The sequence below is a fragment of the Holophagales bacterium genome (assembly GCA_016719485.1).
GTDB lineage: Bacteria > Acidobacteriota > Thermoanaerobaculia > UBA5066 > UBA5066 > UBA5066.
On sequence record JADJZB010000002.1, the window covers coordinates 442782 to 465447 of the forward strand.

A 22666-nucleotide genomic window follows, 5' to 3' on the forward strand; every position below is an offset into this window, starting at 1 on the left:
CATGAGGCGCTTCCTCTTTCATCGCCGGCCCCGGGGGGAGTCGCAGCCGCTGCGCGGAGAGCTGCTGAGCCTCGAGAGCCTCGAAGAGCGCGCGAAGTCCCTCGCCGGCGTCTTCACGCTGGCGCGGGAGAGCTCGAGGGGCGGGTACGACGTCCTGCCCCGCCTGGACGCGAACCTCCGTTTCCTCCGCGAGTCCTACAGGATGCTGGCCGACGACGTCCACCGGGGGGTTGCCGTCCCTCCGGCCGCCGAGTGGTTCCTCGACAACTTCCACCTCGTCGAGTCGGAGGCGCACGCCGTCCGCCACGACCTTCCGGTGCGGTATTACCGGAAGCTCCCCAAGCTCGCCGCGCGCGACTTCTCCGGCAAGGCCCGCATCCACGCGATGGCGCTGGAGCTGATTCGGCACGGCGACGGTCGTCTCGACCCCGAGCGCCTCGGACGTTTCGTCCACGCCTTCCAGACCGTGGCGCCTCTCACGATCGGAGAGCTCTGGGCGTGGCCGAGCATGCTGAAGCTGGCGCTCCTCGAGAACCTGAGAGTCCTGACGGAAGGGATCCTCGCTGGCCAGGACGCGCGGCGGCAGGCGGACGCCGCGCTCTCGGCCCTCTCGGCCGGACACGCGCACGAGGCGCTTCCGGAGCCTCTGCACAGCGCCTTCGTCGCCCAGCTCAGGCACCGGATGCGCGAGCGCGACCCCCGGGCCTCGTCTCTCGCCGCGAGAGTGGAGAAGGCTCTGGAGGCCCGCGGGACCACGCCCGAGGACCTGGTCCGCGCCGAGAACCAGCAGCAGTCCACGGACCAGGTTTCCACGGGCAACACCGTCACGAGCCTGAGGCTCTGCGCGACGCTCGACTGGAGCCGATTCGTGGAGAAGGTCAGCCTCGTCGAGCAGATCCTCATGCGCGACCCGGTTGCCGTCTACGCCCGTATGGACTTCCAGAGCCGCGACCGGTACCGGCACGCCGTCGAAGAGCTCGCCGAGCCTTCCGGCGGCGCGCAGGTGCGCGTGGCCCTGCGCGCCGTGGAAAGCGCCCGGCAGGCGGCGGAGAAGAAGGGGATCTCGGACCGGACCGCCCACGTCGGCTACCACCTGATCGGACGCGGCCGCCGCGGGCTCGAGATCGACGTGGCCCACCGCCCGACCCTCCTCCGGCGTGTGCAGCGGGCCCTTTTCGCGCGCGCGACCGGGCTCTATCTCGGCGCCATCGGTCTCGTGACCGGGCTCGGCGCCCTCGGCGCATACACCTACGCGGAGGCGTCCGGCAGTCCCGCACTGGCCCTCCCCGCGGCGCTCCTGGCCCTGGTCCCGGCGAGCGAGCTGGCCGTCCTCGTCGTTCAGCGCCTCGTGGCCGCGCTCGTTCCCCCGAAGCGGCTCCCCCGGCTGGAGCTCGTGGAGGGAGTTCCCCCGGGCGCACGCACGATGGTGGCCGTGCCGACCCTGCTCGGGAGTGTCGCGGGCGTCGAGCGGCTCCTCGAGCACCTCGAGGTGCAGGCCCTCGGGAACCTCGAGTCCAACGTCCACTTCGCCATCCTGAGCGACTTCCGGGACGCGCCGACGGCGACCGCGAGCGGGGACGAGGAGATCCTCGCCGCCGCCGTCGAAGGGATCACGGCGCTCAACCGCCGCTACGCGCCGGAGACGATGGACCGCTTCTTTCTCTTTCACCGGGATCGCCTCTGGAACCCGCAGGAAGGCGTCTACATGGGCTGGGAGAGAAAGCGCGGGAAGCTCGAGGAGTTCAACCGGCTCCTGCGCCACCCGGACGATCCCGCCTTTCGCGTGAAGGTCGGAGACGTCTCGATCCTCCCGTCGATCCGGTTCGTCCTCACGCTGGACACCGATTCGCGACTGCCGAGAGGAGCGGCGAGGAGCCTGATCGGGATCCTCTTCCACCCGCTCAACCGGCCGGTGGTGGACCCGGTCGAGAAGAGGGTGACCGAGGGTTACGGCATCCTCCAGCCGCGCGTCAGCGTCACCCACTCGAGCGCGGCCGGCTCCCTGTTCGCCCGGGTCTACGCCGGACACACCGGCGTCGACCCGTACTCGACGGCCGTATCGGACACGTACCAGGACCTCTTCGGCGAGGGGATCTTCACCGGGAAGGGCCTGTACGACGTGGATGCCTTCCGCGCCACCGTGGACGGCCGCGTGCCCGAGAACGCCCTCCTCTCCCACGACCTGTTCGAGGGTCTCCACGCGCGGACCGCGCTCGTCTCGGACGTCGAGGTCGTGGACGACTACCCGGCCAGCGTCCTCGCCCACGCCCGCCGCCAGCACCGCTGGGTGCGCGGGGACTGGCAGATCCTCGCCTGGCTCCTTCCTGTCGTGAAGACGGCGGACGGGTTCGCGAAGAACCGCCTCCCGCTCATCAGCCAGTGGAAGATCCTCGACAACCTGAGGCGCAGCCTCGTGGCGCCCCTGCTCCTCGTCTTCTTCGGGGCGGCCTGGACGTTCCTGCCCGGGAGCCCGCTCGCGTGGACCCTCGCCGGCCTCGCGGTCGCCGCCTTTCCGCTCGTGACGTCCTTCTCCCGCCTGCTCGAGCGATCCCGGTCCGAAGCGCCCGTGCACATGTACGTCCGGGGAGTCTTCGAGGAGCTCAGCACGGCGGTGGCCCAGGCGCTCCTGACCCTCGTCTTCCTCCCCTACCACGCGTGGGAGATGCTGGATGCGATCGGCCGGACGCTCGTGAGGCTCGCCGTCACGCAACGTCGCCTCCTCGACTGGGAGACGGCGGCGTCCCAGGAAAGGCGCGCCGCGGGCCAGCTGAAGTCCGGCGTCCGCACGTTCTACCTCGAGATGGCCGCGAGCCCCGTCGCGGCGGTCGCCCTCGTCGTCCTCACCGCCGCCGTCAGGCCGCACGCCCTCGGGCTGGCCTTGCCGTTCGCCGCCCTCTGGGGAGCGGCGCCCGGGATCGCGTTCTGGCTGAGCAGGCCCACCGCGCCCGCCCGGCGCGAGCTGACGCCGGAGGACCGCGCGCTCCTCGCCGGGATCGCGCGCAAGACGTGGAGGTACTTCGAGACGCTCGCCGGACCCGACGACCACGGCCTCCCGCCGGACAACGTCCAGGAGGGTGCGGACCCGGGCGCGGGCGCGACCGTCGCGCACCGGACCTCGCCGACGAACGTCGGGATGGGGCTCCTTTCGACGCTCGCCGCACACGACCTCGGACTGCTGACGGCCGAAGAGATGGTCGACAGGACGGACCGGACGCTGACGACCGTCGAGGCGCTCGAGAGCCACGAGGGACACCTCCTCAACTGGTACGACACGCGAAACCTCTCGCCCCTCCTCCCCCGCTACGTCTCCACGGTGGACAGCGGCAACCTCGCCGGGGCTCTCCTCACGCTCGCCGAGGGCTGCCGTGAGCTCGCGATCGCGCTGCCCGCTCTCGCTCGCCGGCTCTCCGAGCTGTCGCAGCGCGCCGACGCCCTGGCGGACCGGATGAGCTTCGGGTTCCTCTTCGACCGCGAGCGCCAGCTCTTCTCGATCGGCTACCGGCTCGCCGACGCCGGCGGGCCCGGCCGACGGGACCCCTCGTTCTACGACCTCCTCGCCTCGGAATCGCGCCTCGCGAGCTTCTTCGCCATCGCCAAGGGCGACGTCCCCCAGAGCCACTGGTTCCGGCTCGGCAGGCCCGTCGTGAGCGTCGGCGGCGTCCCGACGCTCGTCTCGTGGAGCGGCACGATGTTCGAGTACCTGATGCCGCTCCTCCTGATGCGGACGTATCCCGGAACGCTCCTCGATCAGACGTGCCAGAGGGCCGTTCTCCGGCAGGTCGCGTACGGCGGCGAGCGGCGGGTCCCGTGGGGAATCTCCGAATCGGCCTACAACCTCGTCGACCGGCTCGGCAACTACCAGTACAAGGCCTTCGGCGTCCCGGGCCTCGGGCTCAAGCGCGGCCTCGCCGACGAGCTGGTCGTCGCTCCCTACGCCACGGCGCTCGCCGCGCTCGTCGACCCGGGCGAGGCTGCGCGGAACTTCCGGCGCCTGACGGCCCAGGGCGTGGAAGGCTCCCTCGGGTACTACGACGCCGTCGACTACACGCCCTCGAGGCCCACCGACGCCGACGCCGTGGCCGGCGAGAGGCTCACGGCCGGGCCCGTTGCCGGCGTCGTCGTGACGAACTACCTGGCGCACCACCAGGGGATGACGCTCGTCGCGCTCGCCAATGTCCTGGGCGGGGACCTCATGGTCGGCCGCTTCCACGCGGACCCCCGCGTCAAGGCGACCGAGCTCCTCCTGCAGGAACGGATCCCGCGGGAGGCCCCCGTCACCGATCCCCGTCCCGCCGAGGAGACGCACGTGGCGCCGGCCGCGCCACCGCGCACGCCCCGCCGGATCCACTCGCCCCACACGCCCTACCCACGCGCCCAGATCCTCTCGAACGGCAGCTACATCGCCATCGTGACGAACGCGGGCGGCGGCGCGAGCCTCTGCCGCGGCCGTGCGGTGACCCGGTGGCGGGAGGACCGGACGCGGGACCCGGGGAGCCAGTTCGTCTACCTTCGCGACGTCCACACCGGCGAGGTCTGGTCCGCCGGGCACCAGCCGATCGGGAGGGACGCCGGGACCTTCCTCGTGGAGTTCCTCGCCGAGAAGGCGATCCTCGAACGGAGCGACCACGAGATCGAGACCCGCCTCGAGGTGGCCGTCTCCCCGGAGGAGGATGTCGAGGTGCGGCGCGTCTCGCTGACGAACCGCAGCGACCGCCCCCGCGAGCTCGAGCTGACGAGCTACGTCGAGATCGCTCTCGGCTCTCTCGCCGAGGACGTGGCCCACCCGGCCTTCGGGAAGCTCTTCATCGAGACCGAGTGGGTTCCCGAGAGCACGGCGCTCGTCGCCCGGCGCCGGCCGCGCAGCGCGGGCGACCCGGAGTTCTTCGCCTTCCACGTCCTGGCCATGGACGGGCGGGCGCAGGGGCAGGTGGAGTGGGAGACGGACCGGATGCGCTTCCTCGGCCGCGGACGCGGCCCGGAGAACCCCGTTGCCCTCGACGGCCGTGCCCTTTCGGGAACCACGGGGGCCGTCCTGGACCCGGTCCTGAGCCTCAGGACCCGCGTCCGCCTCGCGCCCGGCGGCTTCGTCCGCCTCTCCTTCACGACGGGCGTCGCTTCGGACCGGCCAACGGCCCTCGGGCTCGCCCAGAAGTTCCACGACTTCGGCTTCGCCGCGCGGACGTACGCACTGGCCTACACGAATGCCCGGATCTCGCTCGGGCACCTCGGCATCTCCGCCGAGGAGGCCCAGCTCTACGAACGGCTCGGATCGCGCGTCTTCTTCTCGGACGCCTCGCTGCGCGCCGACGCCCGGACCCTCTCCAGGAACTCCCTCGGGCAGCCCGGACTCTGGGGACACGGCATCTCGGGCGACCTCCCGATCGTCCTCGTCAGGGTCAGCGCCCCGGAGGACCTCGCCCTCGTGCGGCAGGTCCTGAAGGCGCACGAGCTCTGGCGCCTCAAGGGGCTGAAGGCCGACGCCGTGATCCTGAACGAGCGGCTCACCAGCTACCGCGACGAGCTGCACGAGCAGCTCGTCCAGCTCGTCGCCTCCGGTCCCTGGAGCGCGTGGAGAGGGACTCCGGGCGGGGTCTTCCTCCTGCGCGCCGACGCCATGCCGGAGGCGGAGACCATCCTCCTCCAGGCCGTGGCCCAGGCGGTTCTCGCAGGCGACCGCGGCAGCCTCCTCAGCCAGCTCGACCGGCCGGAGCCCGAGAGCCGGGTCCTTCAGCCGTTCGTTCCGACCGGCGCGCTCCCGGAGGAGGGAACTCCGGACGAGCCCGTGGCTCTGCCCATCCTCACGATGGACAACGGGCTCGGCGGCTTCACGGAAGGAGACCGCGAGTACGCCGTCGTCCTCGAAGGCGACAGGGAGACGCCTCTCCCCTGGGTCAACGTCCTCGCGAACCCGCGCTTCGGGAGCATCGTGACGACCTCGGGTGCCGCCCACACGTGGTGCGAGAGCAGCCGCGAGAACCGCCTGACCCCGTTCGCGAACGACCCGGTCACCGACCCGACCGGCGAGGCGATCTTCCTCCGCGACGAGGAGAGTGGTGACCTTCGGGGCGCGACGCCTTCACCGCTGCCGCGATCGGCGAGCGCGTCGCGCTGGGTGGTGCGCCACGGGGCGGGCGTGACCCGATGGAGCACCGTGGCGCACGCCGTGTCGCAGGAGCTCACCGTCTTCGTCGCCCGGGCCGCTCCCGTGAAGCTCTCGCTCCTTTCCCTGACGAACCGGTCCCGTCGCCCGCGGCGCCTCAGCCTCTTCTCGTACGCCGAGTGGTCGCTCGGGCCGCCGAGGCCCGGCCGCCCGGCCTACGTCGTGACCGAGCAGGACCCGTCCACCGGCGCCGTGCTGGCGCGCAACCCCTTCAACGAGCCCTATCGAGGGCACGTCGCCTTCGCCGGCAGCAGCGACCCGGTCGTCTCGGCGACGGCGGACCGCCAGGAGTTCCTGGGACGCAACGGCCAGCTGGGCCGCGCGGCGGGGCTCTCGGGCCAGACCCTGGGCGGCTGCTTCGGCGCCGGGCTCGACCCGTGCGCTGCGCTGCAGACGACGGTCGACCTCGCGCCCGGCGAGACCCGGCGGGTCCTCTTCTTCCTCGGCCAGGGCAGAGACCTCGAGGAGGTCCAGGAGCTGCTGGCGCTCTTCGCCGGGCCGGACGGACTCGCCGCCGCGGACGCGGAGCTCGCGTCCGTGGACGCGTTCTGGGACGAAACGCTCGACGCCGTCCGCGTCTCGACCCCGGATGACTCCTTCGACCTCCTCGTCAATCGCTGGCTCCTCTACCAGAACGTCGCGAGCCGGCTCTGGGCCCGATCGGGCTACTTCCAGTCGAGCGGCGCGTACGGCTTCCGGGACCAGCTCCAGGACGTGATGGCCCTGACCTTCACGCGTCCCGACCTCACGCGGGAGCACATCCTCCGGGCCGCGGCTCGCCAGTTCGTCGAAGGGGACGTGCAGCACTGGTGGAACGCCACGAGCGGCCACGGCATCCGGACGCGCTGTTCCGACGACCTGCTGTGGCTCCCCTGGGCCGTGTCGCGCTACCTCGAGACATCGGGCGACAGCGCGGTCCTCGAGGAGGGGATTCCGTTTCTCACGGCGCCCACCCTTCCGACCGGAGGGCCCGGTGAGCCCAGGGAGGTCGAGGAGTACGGTCTCCCCGAAGTCTCCCCCGAGACCGCCCCTCTCTTCGAGCACTGCGTGCGGGCCATCGAGCGCGGCCTCACGGCCGGGCCTCACGGCCTGCCGCTCATCGGAAGCTGCGACTGGAACGACGGGTACAACCGCGTCGGCCCCGAGGGGTCCGGCGAGAGCGTCTTCGTCGGCTGGTTCCTGCACGCCGTCCTGGGCGCGTTCGCGCCGCTCTGCCAGGAGCGGGGCGATCCCGGACGCGCCCGGCGCTACCGGGCCGAGCGCGAGCGGCTCGGCGCGATGCTCGAGCAGGCATGGGACGGGGAGTGGTACCGGCGGGCGTACTTCGACGACGGCACTCCGCTCGGCTCCGCCCAGAACGAGGAGGGGCGGATCGATTCCGTCGCCCAGAGCTGGGCGGTCCTCTCCGGGGCCGCTCAGGGCAAGCGTGCCGAGCGGGCGATGGACGCCGTGCGCACGCATCTCGTGAGGCGCGGATCGCGGGTCGTCCTCCTCCTCACTCCCCCGTTCGACCGGACGACGCAGGACCCGGGCTACATCAAGGGCTACACCCCGGGTGTCCGGGAGAACGGCGGCCAGTACACGCACGCGGCCCTCTGGGTCGTCCTGGCCCTCGCGCGCCTGGGCAGCGGGGACGAGGCCGTGGAGCTCTTTCACATGCTCAACCCCGTCAACCACTCGCGGACCCCCCAGGAGGTCCAGCGCTACATGACGGAGCCGTACGCGGTCGCGGGCGACGTCTACGACCACCCGGCCCACAGCGGCCGGGGAGGCTGGACCTGGTACACCGGATCGGCCGGCTGGGCGTACCGCGTCGCGATCGAGGGGATCCTCGGCCTGGACCGGTCCGGCACCTCCTTCTCCGTGAACCCGTGCATCCCGTCGTCCTGGCCCTCGTTCTCGATCGAGTGGCGGGTCGGCGCGACGCGCTACTCGATCACGGTGGAGAACCCCGAGGGGCGCACGCGCGGCGTGGACAGCGCCGAGATGGATGGGCGGCCCGAGGATCCGAGGGCGATTCCGCTCCTCGACGACGGCGGGACCCATCGCGTGAGGATCGTCCTCGGGACGGGGACGGCGGCGTAGGGAGGCGCGGCCGGGCAGGGCGGACCCTCGCGATCCCGGTTTCCGACGAATAGCGCTCCGCGCATGACCGGCGTCATACTCGAGCGGGCCGACCGGGCCTAGAACGAGCCTGTCATGCGGAAGAGCAGGTCGCGGCGATGCGCCGGGGCACTCGTGGCCGTTCTCGCGGCGACGCTGCTCCTCCCTCTCGCGGCCCTGGCGAGGATCGCCACCCCCTCCGCCGAGAAGCACGGCTGCCACTGCCCCGTGAAAATGGCCTGCTGCGAGGCCGGGCTCTGTCACGGCGAGATGGACACGGAGCCCTCCTCCAGCCCCTCGTGGTCGGGCTGCCGCGACGAGGCCCCGGACAGGACGGCGGTCCCCGTACCGCCGAACGCGTTCGACGGGGCCCTCCTCGCCGAATCCTCACCCGTCGCCGGGGAAACCGGCGCGCCGATCTCCTGCATCGTCCCTGCCACGGTCGGGGTCAGGGGCCCCGCCCCCGCGATCCCTCCTCCCCGAACCTCCATCGTCCCCCGCTGACGGCCCGGGGCTCGCCCCCGGCCCCGCCCGGCGCTCCGCGCGGCACGGTCGCACGGAGTTCGTTCGATGCACCCCGATGGAGCACCCATGAAGCTGAAGACCTGCGTCCTTCTCGCCCTGCTTGCGGCGAAGGGCCTCGCGGCGGACCCGGTCCCCGCGACGCTCTCGGGCTCGATCCTCGCCACCGACGGCAGCGGGCTGCCCGGCGCCCGCGTCACCGTACTCCCCGAGGGGCCCGACTCACGGCCCGCTGCGGTCATCGCTTCCGGCGAACGGGGCCTCTTCCTCGTGCGCGGACTCCCCGCGGGGACGTTCCAGCTGCGGATCGAGCTGCCGGGCTTCGAGACCCGAACGGTCGCGAACGTCAGGCTCGCTCCCGGCGACCGCCGCGACCTCGCCGTGACGCTGCGTGTCGCGGGGATCAGGGAAAGCGTCACGGTCGTCAGCCCGTCGCCCCGCGACGCCGTCGAGGCCGCGGAGATCCGCGAGAGCTCCGCGCGCGACGTCGGCGACGCGCTCGTCCAGCTCCCGGGCGTCTGGAAGCTCCGGAAGGGGGGCATCGCCAGCGACGTCGTCGTACGCGGGTACCAGAGCCGCGACCTGAACGTCCTCGTCGACGGCGAGCGGATCTACGGCGCCTGCCCGAACCACATGGACCCGCCCTCCTTCCACGTCGACTTCGCCCAGGTCGACCGCGTCGAGGTGGCGAAGGGACCTTTCGACGTGAGGAACCAGGGGAGCCTGGGCGGCGTCGTGAGCATCGTCACGAGGAGACCCGAGCCGGGCTTCCACGCCACCGCGAACGGCGCCGCCGGATCCTGGGGCTACGCCAACCCCTCGGTTTCGGCCTCGTGGGCCGGCGAGGCGTTTTCTGCCCTCGCCGGATACTCCTATCGGCGCTCCACGGCGTTCTCGGACGGCGACGGCCGCCGTTTCACCGAGCTGACGAACTACCGCGCCGACGCCGTGGACGGCGAAGCGTTCCGGGCGGGAACCGCCTGGACCCGCGTCGGGTTCGTCCCGGCCAAGGACCACGCGGTCACGTTCTCCTACACGCGGCAGGACACGTCGCACACCTACTACCCGTATCTGCAGATGGACGCCGTGTACGACGACTCGGACCGCTTCGGCCTGACGTGGGAGGCCACGCCCTCCGCCGTCGTGACGGCGGCGAAGCTCTCCACCTACTACGCACAGGTCGACCACTGGATGACCGACGAGTACCGGACCACCGGGGCGCCCGCGGCGCGCGGATGGTCGATGGGAACGGACGCCTTCTCGCGGACGCTCGGAGGCCGGCTCGAAGCGACCGCCTGGGGCGTGACGGCGGGCGTCGAAGCGTACCGGCGGTACTGGGACACGACGACGTATCTCGCCGGCATGCAGTACAAACCGCAGGCGTCGCTTCCCGGTGCCACGACCGACGTCTTCGGCCTCTTCGCAGAGCGGTCGTTCCGCCTCGGCGGGACGGTCATCCTCGACGCCGGGCTTCGGTGGGACCACGCCTCGGCCTCCGTCGACGGCGAGAAGGCCTCCACCGACCTGACCTGGGCTTACCACGGCACGCGCGCGACGGAGCAGGACGACGCGCTCGCCGGCGGGAGCCTGCGCGCCCGCTGGCAGGCCGCGGAGGGGCTCGAGGTCTCGCTCGGTGCGGGGACGGCGGCGCGGATTCCCGAGCCGCAGGAGCGCTGGTTCTCCCTGAAGCGGATGGGGACGGACTGGGTCGGCAACCCCGATCTCGCCCCGTCGCGCAACACCGCGCTCGACCTGTCGGCGTCGTTCCGGGCCGGGCGCGTCTACGTCTCGGCCAGCGCGTTCGTCAACGAAGTCGCCGACACCATCATCCTCGCCGACGTCGCCAGGGTGAACGTGGTCCCGGGCGTCATGAACCCGAAGGCCCGGACGTACGAGAACGTCGACGCCCGCCTCGCGGGCGGCGAGGCGACCGCCGCAGTGACGCTGACGGGCACCCTCTTCTTCTCGGGGGCGGTGTCGTACGTCAGAGGGACCCAGGACCCGCGCCCCGAGCTCGGGATCCTTTCGGAGTACGTCGCCGAGATGCCGCCCGTGACCGGCCGGGCTTCCCTGCGCTGGGACAACGGCCGCTTCTGGGGAGAGGCAGAAGGCGTCTTCGCCGCGGCGCAGACGCACGTCGACACGGATCTTCTCGAATCCACGACCCCGGGCTGGGGGATCGCGACCCTGCGGGCCGGTATCGCCTTCGGCGACGTCGGACTGAACGTCGGCGTCGAGAACCTCTTCGGGCGTCTCTACTCCGAGCACCTCTCCTATCAGCGGGACCCGTTCCGGTCGGGCGTGAAGATCCCCGAGCCCGGGCGGAACGTCTTCGTCAACCTCTCGTACCGCTACTGATCCCCTCCGGAGCCGGGACCGAGGATCGGCGGTCCCGGCTCCCCCCTTTTCATCGGCTCGTCATGACCTGCGTCATACCGGCCCTGCGCCGCCGGGAGGATTCTGCCGGGCACAGGGAGATTCGACATGCCGATCCGGGCTCGCATCCCGTCCTTGTCGGATTGGAAGGCGCAGGTCAAGTGCCAGTCCGGGTGTCCGGTATCCACCGACGCCGGCCGGTACGTCCAGCTCATCGCGGAGAACCGTGACGAGGAGGCCTTCCTCGTCGCCCGGGCGCCGAACCCGTTCGCGTCGGTCTGCGGCCGGGTCTGCGCCGCGCCGTGCGAGGACGCCTGCCGGCGAGGCGCGATCGACGCCCCCGTCTCGATCCGTGCCCTGAAGCGGTTCGTCACGGAGCGGTACGGCGTCGAGTCGATCCGGCCGAACACGCAGGACCGCCTCTTCGGCGAGCTCGTGGGAGAGGGGAACCGCTACGCGGGCCACCTCCCGGTCGTCCCCTCCCCTGCCCCGCCGCCCGCGTCGGGGAAGACGCGCGTTGCCGTCATCGGCGCCGGACCAGCCGGCCTCTCGGCCGCGCACGACCTCGCCCTCCTCGGCTACGACGTGACGGTCTTCGAGGCGGGCGGCGAGCCGGGCGGGATGATGCGGTTCGGGATCCCCGAGTACCGCCTCCCGCGGACGCTCATCAAGGCCGAGATCGACCGGATCCTCGCGCTCGGCGTCACCCTCCGGCTCGGGACGGCGCTCTCTCCCTCCTACGGCCTGGCCGAGCTGCGCCGCGGCGGCTTCGAGGCCGTCTTCCTCTCGGTCGGCGTCTCGAAGGGGCGGGACCTCGACGTCCCGGGCGTCGAGCTGGACGGCGTGGTGAAAGCCGTCGACTACCTCCTGAACGTGAACCGCGGCTACCGGATGGACCTCGGCCGGCGCGTCGTCGTCATCGGCGGCGGTTTCGTCGCCTTCGACGCGGCCCGCACCGCCCTGCGCGTCTTCAAGGAAGAAGAGGTCGACGCCCTCGCCGGCGAAGCGGGGGCGGCCGACGCCCGCGCGAAGGAGGCCCTCGACTCCGCCCGCGCGGCCCTGCGCGGCGGCGCGGCCGACGTGACGATCGTCTCCCTCGAGAACTTCGACGAGATGCCCGTCCTCCGGACGATGCAGGGGCACGAGGAGTTCGAGGAGGCGAAGAGGGAGGGGATCGTCTTCCTTCCCCGCCGGGGCCCGAGGCGCTTCCTCGGAGCGTCGCGCCTCGAGGCGGTCGAGCTCAGGACGGTCCTCTCCGTCTTCGACGAGAACGGACGCTTCTCCCCGCGCTACGACGACGCCGACGTGACGACGGTCCCGGCCGACGCCTGCATCCTCGCCGTCGGACAGAAGCCCGACCTCTCGTTCCTCAAGCCCGAGGACGGCGTCGACCTCACGCCCGGCGGGACCATTCGGGTCGACGCGGCCACGCTCGCCACCTCCGCGGCGGGCGTCTACGCCGGCGGTGACGTCGCCTTCGGGCCGAGGAACCTCATCGAGGCGGTCGCGAACGGGAAGAAGGCCGCCCGGTCCATCCACGAACACCTCGCGGCCCGTGGCGCCTCGGCCGGCCTCGCCCTCGAGAGCCACCTCGAGGTCGAGAAGCTCTTCACGCCGACCTACAGGATGATCGCGGGCTTCGAGCTGCACGACCGCGTCGCCCCGCCGACGATCGACGTCGGGCGGCGGACCGGGATCGCAGAGGTCGAGAACGGCTACGACGAGGCCGAGGCGCGCCTGCAGGGCGCCCGCTGCCTCGTCTGCCACGTCCAGACGATCTACGACCCGGAGAAGTGTGTCCTCTGCAGCCGTTGCGTCGACATCTGCCCCGAGTACTGCCTCGCCATCGTTCCCTTCGAGGAGCTGGAGCTCCCTGAGGAGGAGAGGGCTCTGCTCGCCGAGCGCGCGAACGGGAACGGGCTCCCCCTCTCGGCGATGGTCAAGGACGACGACAAGTGCATCCGCTGCGGCCTCTGCGCCGTTCGCTGCCCCACCGACGCGATGACGATGGAGCGATTCACGATCACGGAACGTCTCGTTCCGACCACGAGCGAGGTTTCTCGATGACGACGAAGACGGACCCCCCGGCCGGTGCCGAGGCGCCCTCCAAAGAGCCCAACAGCCGCCGCGACTTCCTGATGAAGGCCGGCCTCGGCGCCGGCGTCGTCGCCCTCGTCGGGCAGGCGGGCGCTTCCCTGCGCTCGCTCGTCCCGAACGTGTCGTACGACGCGCCGACGACGGTGAAGCTCGGTGCGCCGATCGACTTCCCCGACGGGATGAAGTTCCTCCCCGACGAGCGGCTCTTCGTCTTCCGCGAGGGAAAGACCTTCCACGCCATCTCGGCCGTCTGCACGCACCTCGGCTGCACGGTGAGGGCCGAGGCGCTCTCGAAGGTCGAGGAGGCCAGCGTCGAGGGCAAGCCCCTGCGCCTGACGCACCGCTTCCAGTGCCCCTGCCACGGCTCGAAGTACTCCGGCGACGGGACGAACCAGACGGGGCCGGCCCCGAAGCCGCTCGCCTGGTACCACCTCTCCGTCGCCGTCGACGACGGGCAGCTCGTGGTCGACCTGGCGCAGGAAGTGGGCCACGACTTCCGGCTCACCGTGGCGTGAGCGGAGCGAAGAGCCGTGAGCGCGAAACCCGGAACCCCCGCCCCTCCCACCGCCCCCGGGGTCCACCCGAAACCGTTCTGGAGCTTCCGCCCCCGCTCCGACCGCGAGGCGGGAGACGCCGTCGTCTCCAACTTCCTCCTCCACTGGTTCCCGGCCAAGACCTACAAGCCGTCCCTCGACTGGAACTACTCGTTCTGGCTCGGCACGGCCTCGGCCGCCCTCTTCTTCCTCCTCGTCCTCTCGGGCCTGCCGCTCCTCCTCCTCTACGTCCCGTCGGTCGAGCGGGCCTACGGGTCGGTGAAGGACATCGAGTTCGTCGTCACGTTCGGCTCCTGGATCCGCGCCGTCCACCGGATCGCGGCGCACCTCATGGTGGCGGCCGTCTTCCTCCACCTCGTCCGCGTCTTTCTCACGGGCGCCTACAAGAACGGCACGGGGCGCGGCCAGCGGCGCGAGTGGAACTGGGTGCTCGGCGTCGTCATGATCGTCCTGACCCTGTTCCTCTCCTTTACGGGCTACCTCCTCCCGTGGGACCAGCTCGCCTACTGGGCGGTCACCGTCGGGACGAACATCGCGAGCTCGGTGCCGTACGTCGGCCCCGAGATGCGCGAGCTCCTCATCGGCGGGCGGACGATCGACCAGGCGACGCTCCTGCGGTTCTACGTCCTGCACGTCATCTTCCTGCCGGCCGGGCTCGGGGCGCTCCTCGCGTACCACATGTGGCGCATCCGCAAGGACGGCGGCCTCGCGAAGGCCGACCGCTGGACGCTGGAATCGGAAAAGACCGAAGCCCCGCCCGCGAAGACGAAGACCTACTCGCTCCTCGGCGTCGCCCGCGGCCAGGCCCCGGCGATCCGGGCCGTGACGCTCCAGGCCGCCGACCGGACGGTCAACTCGGTGAACGACCTCGTCCGGAGGATATCGATCGTCGTCCTCGGGACGTTCGCCGTCGTGAGCATCCTGGCCTGCTTCATCCCGTCGCCCCTCGAGGAGCCGGCCAACCCGATGATCACGCCGAACCCGGCCAAGGCGCCGTGGTACTTCCTCTGGCTCCAGGAGATCGTCACCGACACGACGCTGAAGATCGGCTCCTTCACGATCAACGGCGCCTTCCTCGGCGGCGTGATCCTGCCGACGATCCTCCTCGGCCTCCTCACGGTCTGGCCCTGGCTCGACAGGAGCCCGGCGGGCGCGGCCGGGGTCTGGTTCCACGCTTCGAGGAGGCGGCAGAACCTCGTCTTCCTCCTCGTCGTCCTCCTCGTCCTCGCGTTCACGATCGTCGGGACCTTCCTCCGGGGTCCCTACTGGAACTTCTACTGGCCGTGGCAGGCCTGGCCCGAGCTCCCGACGAGGATCTGACGATGGAGCAGCGCACGAGCTCGCCCTACCCTGGCAAGGACCGACCCGTCCTCGCCGTCATCGGCGTCCTCCTCGTCGTCTCGACGGTCGTCTTCGCCGTCACGGATCACCGGAAGGACTGGCGCTGGTACCAGGCCGAGTTCCGGAAGATGGTGGCCGAGAAGTTCGGCGCCGAGAAGGCCGCCACCCTTCCGGCCGGGATGAAGCAGATCTGGGTGAAGGACCTCGGCCGGGCGGACCGCTGCATCACCTGCCACCAGGGAATCCTCTGGAAGGGGTTCGAGACCGCCGAACACCCCTGGAAGACCCACCCCGCCGAGCCGCTCAAGATCCACCCCGTCGAGGACTACGGCTGCACCGCCTGCCACGGCGGACAGGGCTGGGCCGTCGAGAGCGAGAAGGCCCACGGGCCGATCCACTTCTGGGAGGAGCCCGTCCTCGGCAAGGCGATGGGCGAGGCCTACTCGATCCAGGGGGACGACAAGGGCGCCCTGATGCAGATGAACTGCAACGTCTGCCACCGGTACGACCGCGAGACGAAGGGCGCCGACCTCATCAACCTCGGCAAGAAGCTCGTCAACGAGAAGGGCTGCCGGGCCTGCCACGTCGTCAACGGGCGCGGCGGGACGATCGGCCCCGACCTGACGTACGTCGGCGACAAGGCCGCCGAGCAGTACGACATGAGCCGTCTCGGCGGCCAGAAGACCGCGTTCGCCTGGCACGTCGCGCACCTGAAGAACCCGAAGGAGCTCGTCCCCGACACCGTCATGCCGTCCTTCGGCTTCGGGACGAAGGAGTCCCAGGCGCTCGCGGCCCTCGTCCTCTCGTGGCGCCGGGCTCCGGTCCCGGCGACGTACCGCCCCGGGGTCCCGCGGACCGACCCGCAGACCCCCGAGGAGATCGCCGAGGAGGAGCGGATGAAGCACGGGCCGGGCGCCTGGTTCGTGTCGACCGGCTGCTTCGTCTGCCACTCGGTCGCCTCCCTCGGCGTGAAGAGCGCCGCCCAGGTCGGGCCCGACCTCTCGACGGCCGTCGAGGACACCCAGAAGCGCTTCGGCAAGACCGTCGACGACTTCATCAAGAACCCGACCGGGACGATGTCCGTCGTCCTGTCGCGCCAGATCATCCTGACCGACGCCGAGAAGGAGGTCGCGATCCAGAAGCTGCGCGAAGCCTTCGCCGAGCACCAGAAGCAGAAAGCCGCGGCCCCCGCGGCGCACTGATCGACCGCGGAGGCCGCGCGCCGATCCCGCGCGGCCTCCGTTCACCGCAACGCAACCGATTCCGCCCCCGGCCAGAGCCGGGGGCCTCACAGGGAGAAGGAGGGGACCAGATGACGGAAAAGAAGAAGAGCGTCCTGACGTGGGGCGTCCTCGGAGCGATCGTCGTGGCCGGCGTTCTCGCGGGGCGCTGTGCCCCGTCGGGGCCGAAGGGGAAGAAGGCCCCCGCGTCCTCGTCGGACATCTCCGTCGCCGCGCAGAAGACCTACGTCGCTCCGGGCGACCTCGACGAGTACTACTTCTTCGCCTCGGGCGGCCACTCCGGGCAGATGTACGTCTACGGCGTCCCGTCGATGCGGCACCTCTCCACGATCCCGGTCTTCACGCCCTACCCGGCCACCGGCTACGGCTTCGACGACGAGTCGAAGGCGATGCTGAACGGCCTGACCTGGGGCGACGCCCACCACCCCGCCCTGTCCGAGACGGCGGGCGACTACGACGGGCGCTGGCTCTTCATCAACGACATGAACTCGCGCATCGCCCGGATCGACCTGCGCGACTTCAAGACGAAGCAGATCTTCGGGCCGGTCGCGAACGTCTCCGGGAACCACTCCGGCGCGTTCGTCACGCCGAACACCGAGTACGCGATGATGGGCTCCCGCTTCTCGGCGCCCGTTCCGAAGGCGAACGCCGTCGGGATCGACAAGTACGCCGCCGAGTACAAGGGCATCCTGGCCGCAATCAAGATCGACCCGAAGTCGGGCGAGATGTCCCTCGGGTGGCAGATCCTCACCCCGCCCTTCAACTGGGACCTCGGCGACGCCGGCAAGAAGGTCTCCGAAGGCTGGATGTTCTGGACCTGCTACAACTCCGAGCGGGCGACCGGCAAGCTCGAGGTGACCGCCTCGCAGGCCGACCGCGACTACATCGCCGCCGTCGACTGGAAGGCCGCCGAGAAGGCCATCGCCGAGGGCAAGGGCGACATGCTGGGCGGCGTCAAGGTCCTCGACCCGCGGAAGGTGCCGGGGATCATCTACCTGATGCCGTGCGGCAAGTCGCCCCACGGGGTCGACGTCTCGCCCGACGGCAAGTACATCATCGGCTCCGGCAAGCTCCAGGGCGTCACGACCGCCTTCAACTTCGAGAAGGTCCTGACCGCCATCCGGAACAAGGACTTCACGGGCGACGAGGACGGGATCCCCGTCCTGAAGTACGAGTCGATCAAGGACGCCGAGGTCGAGGTCGGCCTCGGCCCGCTCCACACCCAGTTCGACGCCGACGGCTACGCCTACACCTCGCTCTTCGTCGACTCGGCGGTGGCGAAGTGGAAGCTCGGGACCTGGGAGGTCGTCGACAAGATCCCGATGTCCTATTCCATCGGCCACCTCTGCGCGGCCGAGGGCGACACCGTGAGCCCGGACGGGAAGTACCTCGTCGGCCTCAACAAGCTGTCGCACGGCCGGCACCTCAACGTCGGCCCCTCGCAGCCCGAGTCGTCGCAGCTCGTCGACATCTCCGAGGAGAAGATGAAGCTCCTCTACGACGCCTTCACCGAGCCCGAGCCCCACTACGCCGTCATGGTGAAGGCCGACAAGCTCAAGCCGATCGAGGTCTACCCCAAGGAAGAGAACACGCACCCGCTCGCGATCTGGGACGTGAAGGACGCCGGCGTCACCCGCAAGGGGACCGAGGTCCTCGCGAAGGTCGTCCTCGTCAGGTCGACCATCACCCCCGAGCTCATCGAGGTGAACCAGGGCGACACGGTCAAGGTCGCGATGACGAACATCGAGCAGACGACCGACGAGCTCCACGGGTGGGGCCTCCTCGACTACAACATCAACATCGTCGTCGACCCGGGCGAGACGAAGGTCGTCACGTTCAAGGCCGACAAGCCGGGCGTCTTCGCCTACTACTGCACGAACTTCTGCTCCGCTCTCCACCAGGAGATGCAGGGCTACCTGATCGTCAAGCCGAAGGGCTGACGGCTCTCTCTCCCGGCGGGGCGGCTCCGCGAGGCGCCGCCCCGCCCCTCTTTCCCAGCTCCTCCGTCCGCGTCCGTCCCCGGGGGTGCGCCGCGGCCCGGCCCCGGACCCCCGACCGAGGGCACCGAAATGCGATCTCTCCTGGAAAAGAGCAACCGCCTCCTCGAGCAGCCGATCGGCCTCGCGCCCCGGCTCCTCCTCGTCGCGGCGACGGTCTGCCTGCTCGGGGCGTACCTCTTCCCGCTCTGGAACCTGACGATGTTCGCGCCGCAGTACCAGGACGGCCTCCGCCTCGACATCTACAGCTACAAGTTCGAGGCCGGAAACGACGGGCAGGACATCAAGGAGATCAACGTCCTGAACCACTACATCGGGATGAGGGACCTCGAGCCCGAGGACTTCACCGAGTTCAAGTGGATCCCCTTCGTCGTGGGGATCATGGGCCTCCTCTTCCTCCGCGCCGCGGTCTTCGGGCACATGGCCCACGTCCTCGACGTCCTCATGCTCTACATCTGGTTCGGGCTCTTCTCGCTCTGGTCCTTCGGCTACAAGATGTACCGCTACGGGCACGACCTGGACCCGAAGGCGGCCATGAACGTCGAGCCTTTCATGCCCCCGCTCTTCGGCGGCAAGCAGCTCGCGAACTTCGAGGTCTTCTCCTATCCCCAGGGGGGCTCCTACGCCCTCGGCCTCGCGGCTGTCTTTCTCGCCCTGGCGTTCTTCCTCGGATGGCGTGCGACGCGGAAGACCGCGGCCTGACGTGCGACGACCGGCGGCTGCCGCGCTCCTCCTCGCGCTCGCTGCTCCGGTGTGGGCCGACGAGATGGCCCCCGTCCTCCCCGGCGCCCTCGAGGGGCGTCCCGCCCCGCGCGACACGTCGCCGATTCAGCGGCTCATCGACGCCGCGGCGCCGGGGTCCACGGTCGAGGTGCCGCCCGGGCGATACGAGGGAGACCTCGTCCTCGACCGCCCCGTCCGTCTCGTCGGGCGCGGACGCCCTCTCCTCCTCGGCTCCCGCTCCGGGAGCGTCGTCCGCGTGAGGGCGCCGAACGTCACGGTCGAAGGCTTCGACATCGACGGGCGGGAAGGAGGGGACCTCGGGAAGGACTCCGCCGGCGTCCACACGTCGGCACCGGACACCGTCGTCCGCTCCTGCCGGATCCGGGGATCGCTCTTCGGCGTCTACGTCCGCGAGGCGAACGACGTCGCCGTCGAGGACTGCGAGATCCGGGGCATCCCCGGGAAGGACCCGGGCGAGAAGGGCTCCGGCATCCACATCTGGAACACGGTCGGCTTCCGGTTCTCGAGGAACGTCATCGTCGACGTCCGCGACGGCTTCTACATCCAGTCCTCCAGCCGCGGGCTCGTCGACGGGAACCGCGCGTCGGACCTCCGTTACGGGATCCACTACATGTTCTCGGACGACAACGTCTTCGAGGACAACGTCTTCGAGAACGGGGCCGCCGGGAGCGCCCTCATGTACTCGAAGCGGATCACGTTCCGGCGGAACCAGTTCCTGAGAAACCGGGGCTTCGCGTCCGTCGGGCTCCTCTTCAAGACGTGCGACGACGTCGTCGCCGAGGGGAACCTGCTCGCCGACAACGCCCGCGGCGTCTTCTTCGAGGACTCCTACCGCAACGTCTTCCGCGGGAACGTCGTGGCGTCGTCCGACACGGCGATCTTCCTCTTCGCGGGCTGCGGACAGAACCGGATCACGGGCAACTCCTTCGTCGGGAACCTCACCCCCTGACCCTCGTCGGCCGGCAGACGGACACCGTCTTCGACGGGAACTACTGGTCCGAGAACCGCGAGCCCGACCTCGACGGCGACGGCCGCACGGACCGCCCCTACCGCCTCGGAAACGTCTTCGACCACTTCCGGGGCAACCTCCTCGCCGCGGACCTCTTCGCCCAGAGCTTCGCGGCGGGGGCGATCGGCGTCGCGGAAGAGACCTTCCCGGTCCTCAGGCAGCAGATGTCGATGGACAACGCCCCCCTCGCCCGCCCGCCGCACCTCCCGGACGTCCCCAGGGCGAAGCCCCCGGCGCGCACCGCACACCTCCCGGCCGTTGCGGCCTCTTCCGTCACGTTCCTCCTCGGCACGGCGCTCCTCGTACTGGGGCGCCGGCTGCCGGCGGCATGAGAGAGTCCCCCGAATGATCCGCTTCGAAGGTTTCGGCAAGAGCTACGGCCGGCAGGTCGCCGTGCACGACGTCTCGCTCGAGGTCGCCTCCGGCGAGGTCGTCGCCCTCCTCGGCCCGAACGGCTCGGGAAAGACGACCTGCCTCAAGGCCGTCGCCGGCCTCATCCACGCCACCTCGGGGCGCGTCCTGATCGACGGCCGCCCCGCTTCGGAGCCTCCCGCGCGCCGGAGCCTTTCGTTCCTTCCCCAGAAGGTCGCCTTCCCGGACGCCCTGACAGGGCGCGAGGTCGTCGAGTTCTACCGCCGCCTCCGCGGCGTTCCCCCGCCCCGCACGGCCGAGGTCCTCCGGTTTGCGTGCCTGAACGGAGCCGCCGCGCGCGCCGTCTCGACCTACTCGGGCGGGATGGTCCAGCGCCTCGGCCTCGCCGTCGCCGCGCTCCCCGACACGCCGCTTCTCCTCCTCGACGAGCCGACGGCCGCCCTCGACCCCGAGGGCCTCTCCGCCTTCTACGCCCTCGTCGAGGGCCGCCGCCGCGAGGGAAGGACGATCCTCTTCACGTCGCACCACCTCGGCGACGTGGAACGTCTCGCCGACCGCTTCGCCGTCCTCGTCGAAGGGCGACTCGCCGCGCTCCTGTCGGCCGCCGAGCTGGCGGGAAGACTCGCCGACCGGGGCGTCCTCCGCCTGCGCCTCGACCGCGCTCCCGAGGGCGTCCTCGAGGCGATCCGGCCCGCCTGCCCCGGCGCCTCCACCTCGAGCGGGGAGCTCCTCCTTCCCGGGCCCGCGTCCGCCCGCCCGGCCTATCTCGAGGCCGTCCGCGCCGCGGGCGCGACGGTCCTCGCCCTCTCGTCCGACGAGGGGCGCCTCGACGCCCTCTACACCGAGCTCGTGGGAGGTCCGCGATGAGATCCGCGCTCCGGTTCGCCGCCATCCTGCCGTTCGTCCTCCTCGCCGCCTGCGGGGGCGGCGCCGACGGCCCCGCCCCGGTCGACACGAAGAACGACGCCTGCGCCTGGTGCCGCATGTCGGTCTCCGACCTCCGCTTCGCCGCCCAGCTGACGGCTCCGGGCCACGAACCGAAGCTCTTCGACGATGCCGGCTGCCTGCGCGACTGGCTGAAGGAACCGCGGGAGGCGGCCCCCTGGACCGCCTGGGTGAGCGACCACCGGACGAAGGAGTGGGTCAAGGCGAAGGACGCCGTCCTCGTGCGCGACCCGGCCGTCCAGACGCCGATGAACTCCGGTCTCGTCGCCTGGGCGAACGCCGCCTCGCGCGACCAGGACCCGGCCGGAAAAGCCGGGACTGAGGTTCCCGCCACCGAGGTCATCGGTCCCTTCCCGGCGGGGACGAAGTGACCGACTCCCCCTTCGTCCTCTGCGCCCGTCAGGAGCTCCTCCTCGCGATCCGCTCCCGCTGGACCCAGATCTTCGCCGTCGTCTTCGCGGGTCTGTCGCTCTCCGTGGCCGTCGCCGGCTACGCCCTCTCCGGTGGGCACGGCGTGCAGGACTTCTCGCGGACCTCGGCTTCGCTCGTCCAGCTCGTCCTCCTCCTCGTGCCGCTCTCTTCGCTCCTCATCGGGGTCCTCTCCCTGGCGCCGGAAAGGGGTGCGGCCGAGCTCCTCTTTTCGCAGCCCGTCTCGCGGACGTCGATTCTCCTCGGCCAGTCGACCGGACTCTGGGCCGCGCTGACGGCGGCGCAGGCCATCGGGTTCGGCGCCGCCGGGACCGTCGTCTTCTCGCACCGCGGCAGCGACGGCCTGGCCGGGTTCGCCCTCCTTTTCGCCGGCTCCTCGCTCCTGACGGCCGTCTTCCTCGGGATCGCCGCGCTCCTCTCGGCAGCGGCCATCGGCCGCCGCCGCACGCGCGCCCTCGCGCTCGCCCTCGTCGTCTGGTTCGTCGCGGTCGTCCTCCTCGACGTCGCGGCCCTCGGCGTCGCCTCGGTCCTCAAGTCGGGGACCGCCTCCCGCGTCCTCATCGTCAGCGTCCTCGTGAACCCCGTCGGGGCCCTTCGGACCGGCGCGCTCCTCGCCCTGCAGGGGACGACGGCCTTCGGCGCAGCGTCCCTCGCCTTCCTCCGGTTCACGAAAGGGACGACGGGAGCCTTCCTTCTGTTGTCGGGGTCGCTCATCCTCTGGACCGTGATCCCGTTCGCCCTCGCTGCGAGGCGGCTCTCGAGAACGGACGTCTGAC

12 protein-coding genes and 1 pseudogene are annotated in these 22666 nt (G+C 70.9%); all 13 read left to right on the top strand.

Going from position 1 to position 22666, the window contains the following annotated elements; all coding sequences use genetic code 11:
• The first annotated feature begins 1 nt into the window (after window position 1).
• The 13 genes and pseudogenes from IPN03_02035 to IPN03_02095 all read left to right on the top strand — a co-directional run bounded on the left by IPN03_02035 (window position 2) and on the right by IPN03_02095 (window position 22665).
• Window positions 2-8245: a DUF3131 domain-containing protein gene (locus IPN03_02035; GenBank protein MBK9372535.1), complete on the top strand. Its 8244-nt coding sequence runs from the start codon at window positions 2-4 to the stop codon at window positions 8243-8245.
• Between the two features lie 114 nt (window positions 8246-8359).
• A complete protein-coding gene (locus IPN03_02040) occupies window positions 8360-8767 on the top strand; it encodes a hypothetical protein (protein MBK9372536.1) in 408 nt (135 codons plus the stop codon).
• 87 nt (window positions 8768-8854) lie between these two features.
• Complete coding sequence (locus IPN03_02045) at window positions 8855-11143, top strand: TonB-dependent receptor (protein MBK9372537.1); 2289 nt, start codon at window positions 8855-8857, stop codon at window positions 11141-11143.
• Window positions 11144-11269: 126 nt separating this feature from the next.
• Complete coding sequence (locus IPN03_02050) at window positions 11270-13228, top strand: FAD-dependent oxidoreductase (protein MBK9372538.1); 1959 nt, start codon at window positions 11270-11272, stop codon at window positions 13226-13228.
• The gene (locus IPN03_02055) at window positions 13225-13773 is read left to right on the top strand and encodes a Rieske 2Fe-2S domain-containing protein (GenBank protein ID MBK9372539.1); all 549 of its coding nucleotides are present in this window, start codon (window positions 13225-13227) and stop codon (window positions 13771-13773) included. The genes IPN03_02050 and IPN03_02055 overlap by 4 nt, the downstream gene beginning before the upstream one ends.
• A 15-nt stretch (window positions 13774-13788) precedes the next feature.
• Window positions 13789-15132, top strand: coding sequence for a cytochrome b N-terminal domain-containing protein (locus IPN03_02060; protein ID MBK9372540.1), 1344 nt, complete (start codon window positions 13789-13791; stop codon window positions 15130-15132).
• A gap of 2 nt (window positions 15133-15134) precedes the next feature.
• On the top strand, window positions 15135-16355 hold the full coding sequence (locus tag IPN03_02065) for a c-type cytochrome (protein MBK9372541.1): 1221 nt from the start codon (window positions 15135-15137) through the stop codon (window positions 16353-16355).
• A 110-nt stretch (window positions 16356-16465) separates the two neighbouring features.
• Window positions 16466-18334 (top strand): Sec-dependent nitrous-oxide reductase, encoded by a 1869-nt coding sequence (gene nosZ, locus IPN03_02070; GenBank protein ID MBK9372542.1) that lies wholly within the window; start codon window positions 16466-16468, stop codon window positions 18332-18334.
• Window positions 18335-18463: 129 nt separating this feature from the next.
• Window positions 18464-19093, top strand: a complete 630-nt coding sequence (locus tag IPN03_02075) for a hypothetical protein (GenBank protein ID MBK9372543.1) — start codon at window positions 18464-18466, stop codon at window positions 19091-19093.
• A gap of 64 nt (window positions 19094-19157) precedes the next feature.
• Window positions 19158-20476 (top strand): annotated as a pseudogene (nosD, locus tag IPN03_02080) (nitrous oxide reductase family maturation protein NosD).
• 13 nt (window positions 20477-20489) lie between these two features.
• Window positions 20490-21383 carry an ABC transporter ATP-binding protein gene (locus IPN03_02085; GenBank protein ID MBK9372544.1) on the top strand — a complete coding sequence of 298 codons (894 nt, stop codon included), beginning with the start codon at window positions 20490-20492 and terminating at the stop codon, window positions 21381-21383.
• A complete protein-coding gene (locus IPN03_02090; protein MBK9372545.1) occupies window positions 21380-21832 on the top strand; it encodes a nitrous oxide reductase accessory protein NosL in 453 nt (150 codons plus the stop codon). Before IPN03_02085 ends, IPN03_02090 begins: the two co-directional genes overlap by 4 nt.
• On the top strand, window positions 21829-22665 hold the full coding sequence (locus IPN03_02095; protein MBK9372546.1) for an ABC transporter permease subunit: 837 nt from the start codon (window positions 21829-21831) through the stop codon (window positions 22663-22665). The genes IPN03_02090 and IPN03_02095 overlap by 4 nt, the downstream gene beginning before the upstream one ends.
• Window position 22666 lies beyond the last annotated feature (1 nt).

What these genes read in the sequence shown, in the direction of transcription:
- IPN03_02035 (MBK9372535.1), top strand. Translation starts at nt 2, where the DNA reads ATGAGGCGCTTCCTCTTTCATCGCCGGCCCCGGGGGGAGTCGCAGCCG.
- IPN03_02050 (MBK9372538.1), top strand. Translation starts at nt 11,270, where the DNA reads ATGCCGATCCGGGCTCGCATCCCGTCCTTGTCGGATTGGAAGGCGCAG.
- IPN03_02055 (MBK9372539.1), top strand. Translation starts at nt 13,225, where the DNA reads ATGACGACGAAGACGGACCCCCCGGCCGGTGCCGAGGCGCCCTCCAAA.
- IPN03_02045 (MBK9372537.1), top strand. Translation starts at nt 8,855, where the DNA reads ATGAAGCTGAAGACCTGCGTCCTTCTCGCCCTGCTTGCGGCGAAGGGC.
- IPN03_02065 (MBK9372541.1), top strand. Translation starts at nt 15,135, where the DNA reads ATGGAGCAGCGCACGAGCTCGCCCTACCCTGGCAAGGACCGACCCGTC.
- IPN03_02090 (MBK9372545.1), top strand. Translation starts at nt 21,380, where the DNA reads ATGAGATCCGCGCTCCGGTTCGCCGCCATCCTGCCGTTCGTCCTCCTC.
- IPN03_02085 (MBK9372544.1), top strand. Translation starts at nt 20,490, where the DNA reads ATGATCCGCTTCGAAGGTTTCGGCAAGAGCTACGGCCGGCAGGTCGCC.
- IPN03_02040 (MBK9372536.1), top strand. Translation starts at nt 8,360, where the DNA reads ATGCGGAAGAGCAGGTCGCGGCGATGCGCCGGGGCACTCGTGGCCGTT.
- nosZ (MBK9372542.1), top strand. Translation starts at nt 16,466, where the DNA reads ATGACGGAAAAGAAGAAGAGCGTCCTGACGTGGGGCGTCCTCGGAGCG.
- IPN03_02075 (MBK9372543.1), top strand. Translation starts at nt 18,464, where the DNA reads ATGCGATCTCTCCTGGAAAAGAGCAACCGCCTCCTCGAGCAGCCGATC.